Below are 6601 nucleotides of genomic sequence, written 5' to 3' on the forward strand. Positions count from 1 at the left end.
AATTATACACTTGAAAAATAATACAATTCAATTGGAGAACAACGTAGAAAATCCCGTAGAAAATCCATTAGTAAACCTGAAACTTAAACCTGAAACTGAATAGGAAAATCCCTTATGCTCCAAAGAAAAATTAAAGGCTTAATCTTTGACTGCCATAAAACCCTAGACATCAAAACTGATGAGGGAAGTCGGGAGACAAACGAAAGGGTAAGTCAATGGTTACTGTACTAGGGAGTGAGGATAGAACCTGACAGGCTCAGGGAGCAGTATAAGAAAGTAATAAACAGGCTTGGAAACTCAGGCCAGCAGCACCCTGATATCCGCATAGAGTAAATTTTTGCAGAAATCTGTGCCGAAAATGCCTTTAAAGAAATCGATCCGTATTGGCTTGGAATTGAAACCGCCAATATTTTCAGGACCGCGTCTATAAAACTTGAGACTTATCCCCAGAGCCTGTAACTGCTTGAAAAATACAGTAATATCCCAAAGTGCATCGTCTCCAATGCCCAGAGAGTTTTTACGGAACAAGAACTGCGATTTCTGAGCCTTTATGATCGCTTTAATTTAACAATTATGTCTTCGGACCCCTGTATAAAGAAACCTGATACCCGGCTCTTCAAGATGTCTCTTGACGGTCTCGAGCTTGAACCCTGTGAAGTGCTTTTAGTCTGACGAATGCCTAAAAAACAATTTTATAGATTTTTTATCAAATTAAGACTATTTCCTGCAGTTTTCTCATGGGCTTCTATTATTAAGTCAGTTATCTTTAGATATATTTTTTGTAAATATTGTCACACAAGAACACCAGTAAAAGCGTAATATTAATGGTATAAATAAAGGATAATAATTTTGAACTTGTTCATTATAAAACAGTTTCTTTTCTTCAGAGATTCCGGATAAAAAATGCAATCAATAAAGTAAAATTTGTATTCCTTACAGATATAAAACAGTAAGAATTTTCACGTTGTCTAAAACCAGATATATTTAAATAATCGCAAGCATTCTAAACCCCAAGAATTCTTACACTATTTCCCAATCATGGAGTGTCTTTATGACAGAATCAGAAATTCCAAAAGAATATAATGCAAGTGAGGTTGAGGAAAAATGGATGGAGAAGTGGAACCTCTCCATGTACCATTTCAACTGGGGAGAAGACCCCCGTCCCCAATATATTATCGACACCCCACCTCCTTATCCTACAGGTAATTTCCATATCGGAAATGCACTCAACTGGTGCTACATCGACTTTGTTGCCCGATACAAACGTATGCGAGGGTACAATGTAATGTTCCCACAGGGCTGGGACTGTCACGGTCTGCCAACCGAAGTCAAGGTTGAAGAAATTCATGGAATAACGAAAAACCAGGTTCCACGTGCTGAGTTTCGCAAAATGTGCAGGGAACTGACTGCAGGAAACATCGACAAAATGCGCAAAACAATGCTGCGTCTGGGCTTTTCTGTGGACTGGAGTAACGAGTTCGTTACCATGGAGCCTTCATACTTTGTAAAAACGCAGAAATCTTTTGTCAGGATGTATAATAATGATTACATCTATCACGAGGAACATCCTGTCAACTGGTGTCCCCGCTGTGAAACCGCTATTGCTTTTGCAGAAGTCGAGTATGAAACAAGGCAAACAAAGCTTAACTTCGTCCATTTCGATAAGGTAGACATTGCAACCACCAGGCCTGAACTTATGGCAGCCTGTGTTGCAGTTGCAGTAAACCCTGAAGACAAGCGTTACAGCCAGTATGTCGGCCAGGAAATAACAGTACCCCTCTTTGGTCAGAAAGTGACTCTGATTGCTGATGAGGACGTTGAACCTGAATTCGGTACAGGTGCCGTGATGATCTGTACTTTCGGAGATAAGCAGGATGTACGCTGGTGGGTGAAATACGAACTTCCCCTTATAAAAGCCGTCGACAAACAGGGCAAGATGACAAAAGCGGCAGGCAAGTATGAAGGCCTGAGCATTGCCGAGTGCAGGGAAGCCGTCATTGCGGACCTAAAGGCTGCAGGTTTCCTCTATGACCAGAAACCTCTGGAACAGAATGTCGGGCTTTGCTGGCGCTGTGATACCCCGATTGAAATCCTTTCGGAGCCCCAATGGTTCGTAAAGATCGATAGTGACGGCATCCTGAAAGCTGCAGATGAGATCAAATGGTATCCTGAGTACATGAAAGTCAGGCTCCAGAACTGGGCAGGCACTATGGAATGGGATTGGTGCATCTCCAGGCAGAGGGTCTTTGCAACTCCAATTCCTATCTGGTACTGCAAGAAATGCGGGGAAGTTATGGTTGCAGAAGAGAGCTGGCTTCCTATTGACCCGAATGAGGTTGCCCCAAAGAAAGCCTGCGCCTGCGGCTCAACCGAGTTTGAGCCTGAGACCGATGTGCTGGACACGTGGATGGATTCCTCTATCACGGCTTTACATGTTACTGGCTGGGAAAGTGAGCATGACCTCCGCCTGCCTGCACAGATCCGTCCACAGGGACATGATATCATAAGAACCTGGGCCTTTTACACAATCTTGCGGAGCCTGGCTCTTGAAGGCAAGAAACCCTGGGATTCTATAGTCATTAATGGTATGGTACTCGGGCCTGACGGACATAAGATGAGCAAGTCTCTTGGAAATGTTATCTCTCCTGAGGAAGTAACCACACAGTACAGCGCCGATGCTTTCAGGCAGTGGGGTGCAGTTGGTGGCTCCGCAGGTTCGGATGTAATGTTCCGCTGGAAAGATGTGGTTTCAGCTTCTCGTTTCCTTCAGAAGATGTGGAGTATCTATCGTTTTTCAATGTCTCACCTGAAGGGCTTCGGCCAGGAAAATGCTGATAAATTCCAGACTGACTCTCTCCTTATAATTGACAGGTGGCTGCTGAGTAAACTTAACAGGCTTATAGACACTGCAACAAAGGAGCTTGATAGGTACCAGTTTGATTCCACTTTCAAAGCCATACGAGGTTTTGCCTGGGAAGTTCTTGCTGATAACTATCTGGAACTTGTAAAAGGCAGGCTTTATGGCGATGACCTTGAAGGCAGAAGAGCAGCCCAGTATGTGCTCTACAGGACAATGAAAACTCTCTCGCTTCTGCTCGCTCCCTTTATACCCTTCTTTGCAGAAGAACTGTACTCCAGGTTTAGTGATGAGAGCGTCCATACACAGGCCTGGCCGACAGTTGATGAGAGCTTCATAAACGAAGAAGCCGAAGCTGCAGGGGAATTGATTAAAGAGATCACAGGTGAGGTCCGCAGGTACAAATCCGAACTGGGAATGGCACTTAATGCTCCCCTGAAGAAACTTGAGATATACAATGCAAATATTGATACAGGAGATATCGCAGGTGCCACAAACTCGAAAGTCGAGTTGATGGAAGGAGCTCCTTCCTTTGAATATGTGCCCGTTGAAGTTAAGCCTAATATGGGCATTCTGGGTCCCAGATTCAGAAAAGATGCAGGTGCTGTCGTGAAAGCTCTCAAGGCCGAAAACCCCACTTCCGTTGAAGTTCAGGCAGCCTCAGGAAAAATAACTGTTAACGTAAGCGGCAAACCGATCGAGCTCGAACCCGAAGCCGTAGAAATAAGGAAAGAAGTGATCTCCGGCGGCAGAGAGGTCGATGTGCTTGAAGTCAGAGGTGCAGTTGTCGTAATCGTAAGGTAAGCTTTTGCTTACCTTTTTATGAAAAACATCTGTATTATTCTGAAGATGCTTATTTTTTCAGTTTTTTACTAACAGCTGAGGTATGACAAGCTGAAGATACGGCAATTTGAAGGCAGGATATCTTCAGGTCAGATCCTCTATGTTCAAACTCTAACTTTAACTCTTCATTTCAGCCTTAATTCTTCATTCCGGCTATTCAACTATTTTTTCATATTCTTTTTCTCACTATACAAAAATATCATTTTCAAAGATCAAAAATAGATTCCTGGTGTACGAAGTTATGAAGAAAATTCATAAACTGTCAGCTAAAATTGGGGATTTCTATACAGTAGGAGTCTCAAATACCGAGCATTTAGAATCAGTCATCAACTTTAAAAAAATTTTGGTACTCAGGTATTCCGGTTAGCTTCAAATTGGTGAAGTAGTTATATAATTTTACGTTACAGTGAAGGTTGTTAATCAGGTGTAAATATCTGAATTTTGTAAATTCCCCCAAAAATGATATAACTATTTTACGAAAGTGAAATGACAAAGATTCCCTTTTTCAATGTGAAACTTTATATACATCCAGGTAATCTGTTTCAGAAATGTATTATTTACACCTGGAGTTTTTATGACAAAAGTCGAAAAGGTATTACTGTTACTCAAAAATATGGTGTATGAAAGCACTAGCCCGCAGGAAACTCTCAAGTTTGCGAAATATTACAGGAGTAAGGGGCTTGATGTGCTGGTTATTCTATGGGGACCTATGGGAGTGTTACTTGGAAAGAAAGATAAAACAAGAGGATCGCCCAAGTATGATATGGCTGTTCAGGAATGTATCGACATGGGAGTAGAGTTCCGATGCTGCCAGCTTGCCTCGGACATGATAGGACTTAAGAAAGAAGAACTAATCCCTGGAATTGAATTTATCTGCTCAAAAGAAGTAGCTGAACTTTTTCAGAGATACACAGAAGAAAACCAGTTAATTATTAATTTCTGAGCCTTAGAAATTTCTAAAATTAAATGAGGCATTTAAGCAATAACTGCCTTAAGCAATTAAATGTGTTTTACTGTAATTAAATGTGTTTTACTGTAATTAAATGTGTTTTACTGTAACTTTTTCTTGAGTCAGGTTTTCTTCAACTTAATTCTTCAGTTTTATTCAATTACTCAAATACATTTAAATGTTATCTTAAACCGACAGAACTTTTTATATGTAATGCCTTTTTTAGACTGTCTGGGGATAACAGAAAAATATCGGTTGAGGAATGAATTATATGTCAATATGGACATAATTAGAATAAAAATCTAAAAAACATGAATCAAACGAGCGAACGTTTGTGCACATAATAAGATAAAAATGAACTTTAATATAGAGTATACAACTATAAGTACACATTTTAAAATAATTATTTTATATTAAGATTTCAGCCTTTGAGTCAATTAATTTTTGAGAATTAAACAAATAATTTCAGTAGGTGATTTCGTGTTTTTACAGAATTATGAGTTAAATGAGGAAGAGAAAATCCTTTTACAAAAGGTTCTGGATGGAGATGTGGCTCTTCGTAAAATTGACGAATTTGCGGACCCTGTGACTTCAGTAAAAATCAGAAGGCTTGCAATACAGGAGTTTGCAAAACTCGAGTTTGAGAATATCCAGAACTTTTCCCTCGATGTTGAAGTAGCATCGAAAAAGAATATTGAAAATATGATAGGTGCAGTTCAGATTCCTCTCGGAGTTGCAGGTCTTCTGAAAGTAAACGGTGAATATGCAAATTCCGAATACTACATTCCACTTGCTACAACTGAAGGAGCTCTTGTTGCCAGCGTAAATCGCGGCTGTTCGGTTATTACAAAATCAGGAGGAGCAAATGTAAGGGTCTTTGAGGACGAGATGACGAGAGCACCCGTTTTTAAGCTTGAGAGTGTCAGCAGAGCTAAAGAATTTTATGAGTGGGTAAAATGTCCTGAAATTTTCGAGCAGATGAAAGCTGTTGCCGAGAAAACAACGCGTTTTGGAAAATTGCTTTCCGTAAAACCCTTTGTAGCCGGCACATATGTATACCTCAGGTTTTCGTATGATACAAAAGATGCCATGGGCATGAACATGGTAACTATAGCTACTGATGCAGTGATGCACCTTATAGAAGACGAATTCGGTGCACATCCCATTACCATTTCAGGAAATATGTGTATTGACAAAAAACCGGCCTCCATAAGCACAATTCTCGGAAGAGGAAAAACCGTTGTAGCCGAGGTTACGATTCCAAAGGAGATTGTAAAGGAGATTCTTAAATGTACGCCTGAATCCATGTTTGAGGTCAATTATAGCAAAAACATGCTGGGTTCAGCAAGAGCAGGAGCACTTGGCTTTAATGCCCATGCTGCAAATATTATTGCTGCTATTTATCTGGCCTGCGGACAGGATGTGGCCCATGTTGTTGAAGGAAGCACTGCAATTACAAGCATGGAACTTACAAAATACGAAGAGATTCACTGTACTGTCACTCTCCCTGCCCTACCTGTGGGAACCGTTGGTGGCGGCACTGGTCTTGGGACCCAGAGAGACTGCCTGAATATTCTCGGCGTTGCAGGAGCAGGTGACGTTCCAGGAATAAACTCTAAGAAATTTGCGGAAATCGTAGCTTCTGCCGTGCTTGCAGGAGAAGTTAACCTTATAGGAGCTCAGGCTGCAGGACATCTGGCCCGTGCTCACGCCCAGCTAGGCCGTGGAAAGTTCTAACTCAACCGTTGCGCCGGTTGATCACGCCTATAGGGTTAGGGGATAAGGTTATCAAACCAAATGTTATCAGGTCGATCAACCATTGCGCCGGTTGATCACGCCTATAGGGTTTGGGGATAAGGTTATCAAACCAAATTAACTCGTCGTTTTCGCTCAAGCCTTTTTTGAAAAGGCTTGCGGTCAAGCAGTTTTTTGAAAAGGCTTGCGGTCAAGCA

The 6601-nt window shown here is 41.3% G+C and carries 5 protein-coding genes; 4 read left to right on the plus strand and 1 reads right to left on the minus strand.

What is annotated here, in order from left to right; translation table 11 throughout:
• Window positions 1-297: 297 nt before the first annotated feature.
• Complete coding sequence (locus ASJ81_RS23895) at window positions 298-528, minus strand: hypothetical protein (RefSeq protein ID WP_245860238.1); 231 nt, start codon at window positions 526-528, stop codon at window positions 298-300.
• Between ASJ81_RS23895 and ASJ81_RS23900 the strand changes: the two genes are divergently transcribed.
• The 4 genes from ASJ81_RS23900 (at window position 493) to hmgA (ending at window position 6386) form a co-directional block, all read left to right on the plus strand.
• Window positions 493-672, plus strand: coding sequence for a hypothetical protein (locus ASJ81_RS23900; RefSeq protein ID WP_245860240.1), 180 nt, complete (start codon window positions 493-495; stop codon window positions 670-672). The two genes, ASJ81_RS23895 and ASJ81_RS23900, sit on opposite strands and share 36 nt — an antisense overlap.
• Before the next feature lie 379 nt (window positions 673-1051).
• Complete coding sequence (locus ASJ81_RS16875; RefSeq protein WP_095645372.1) at window positions 1052-3661, plus strand: valine--tRNA ligase; 2610 nt, start codon at window positions 1052-1054, stop codon at window positions 3659-3661.
• A gap of 613 nt (window positions 3662-4274) precedes the next feature.
• Window positions 4275-4643, plus strand: a complete 369-nt coding sequence (locus tag ASJ81_RS16880; protein ID WP_095645373.1) for a DsrE family protein — start codon at window positions 4275-4277, stop codon at window positions 4641-4643.
• 486 nt (window positions 4644-5129) lie between these two features.
• Complete coding sequence (hmgA, locus tag ASJ81_RS16885; RefSeq protein ID WP_095645374.1) at window positions 5130-6386, plus strand: hydroxymethylglutaryl-CoA reductase (NADPH); 1257 nt, start codon at window positions 5130-5132, stop codon at window positions 6384-6386.
• The last annotated feature ends 215 nt before the right edge of the window (window positions 6387-6601 follow it).

The sequence above is a fragment of the Methanosarcina spelaei genome, assembly GCF_002287235.1.
Classification (GTDB): domain Archaea; phylum Halobacteriota; class Methanosarcinia; order Methanosarcinales; family Methanosarcinaceae; genus Methanosarcina; species Methanosarcina spelaei.